At 53.6% G+C, this 1,530-nt stretch carries 1 rRNA gene (only partly in view); it reads right to left on the bottom strand.

Annotated elements, in window-relative coordinates:
- Window positions 1-30 precede the first annotated feature (30 nt).
- Window positions 31-1,530 (bottom strand): 23S ribosomal RNA (locus J4685_RS22250); it runs 1,514 nt beyond the window's last position.

Below are 1,530 nucleotides of genomic sequence, written 5' to 3'. Positions count from 1 at the left end.
TCTCATCCGCCAAAACATCTTCGGCGTTGTAAGGTTAAGCCTCACGGTTCATTAGTACCGGTTAGCTCAACGCATCGCTGCGCTTACACACCCGGCCTATCAACGTCGTCGTCTTCAACGTTCCTTCAGGAGACCTAAAGTCTCAGGGAGAACTCATCTCGGGGCAAGTTTCGTGCTTAGATGCTTTCAGCACTTATCTCTTCCGCATTTAGCTACCGGGCAGTGCCATTGGCATGACAACCCGAACACCAGTGATGCGTCCACTCCGGTCCTCTCGTACTAGGAGCAGCCCCCCTCAGTTCTCCAGCGCCCACGGCAGATAGGGACCGAACTGTCTCACGACGTTCTAAACCCAGCTCGCGTACCACTTTAAATGGCGAACAGCCATACCCTTGGGACCTACTTCAGCCCCAGGATGTGATGAGCCGACATCGAGGTGCCAAACACCGCCGTCGATATGAACTCTTGGGCGGTATCAGCCTGTTATCCCCGGAGTACCTTTTATCCGTTGAGCGATGGCCCTTCCATTCAGAACCACCGGATCACTATGACCTGCTTTCGCACCTGCTCGCGCCGTCACGCTCGCAGTCAAGCTGGCTTATGCCATTGCACTAACCTCCTGATGTCCGACCAGGATTAGCCAACCTTCGTGCTCCTCCGTTACTCTTTAGGAGGAGACCGCCCCAGTCAAACTACCCACCAGACACTGTCCGCAACCCGGGTAACGGGTCCACGTTAGAACATCAAACATTAAAGGGTGGTATTTCAAGGTCGGCTCCATGCAGACTGGCGTCCACACTTCAAAGCCTCCCACCTATCCTACACATCAAGGCTCAATGTTCAGTGTCAAGCTATAGTAAAGGTTCACGGGGTCTTTCCGTCTTGCCGCGGGTACACTGCATCTTCACAGCGAGTTCAATTTCACTGAGTCTCGGGTGGAGACAGCCTGGCCATCATTACGCCATTCGTGCAGGTCGGAACTTACCCGACAAGGAATTTCGCTACCTTAGGACCGTTATAGTTACGGCCGCCGTTTACCGGGGCTTCGATCAGGAGCTTCGCTTGCGCTGACCCCATCAATTAACCTTCCGGCACCGGGCAGGCGTCACACCGTATACGTCCACTTTCGTGTTTGCACAGTGCTGTGTTTTTAATAAACAGTTGCAGCCAGCTGGTATCTTCGACTGACTTCAGCTCCATGAGTAAATCACTTCACCTACGTGTCAGCGTGCCTTCTCCCGAAGTTACGGCACCATTTTGCCTAGTTCCTTCACCCGAGTTCTCTCAAGCGCCTTGGTATTCTCTACCTGACCACCTGTGTCGGTTTGGGGTACGATTTGATGTTACCTGATGCTTAGAGGCTTTTCCTGGAAGCAGGGCATTTGTTGCTTCAGCACCGTAGTGCCTCGTCGTCACGCCTCAGTGTTAAAGTGAACCGGATTTACCTGGAACACACACCTACACGCTTAAACCGGGACAACCGTCGCCCGGCCAACATAGCCTTCTCCGTCCCCCCCTTCGNNNNAACAC

The sequence above is a fragment of the Salmonella sp. 32100201201700099SM genome (genome assembly GCF_017572645.1).
GTDB lineage: Bacteria > Pseudomonadota > Gammaproteobacteria > Enterobacterales > Enterobacteriaceae > Salmonella > Salmonella enterica.
Note: the sequence above shows the minus strand (reverse complement) of the source record. Positions and strands in the feature narration are given on the sequence as shown.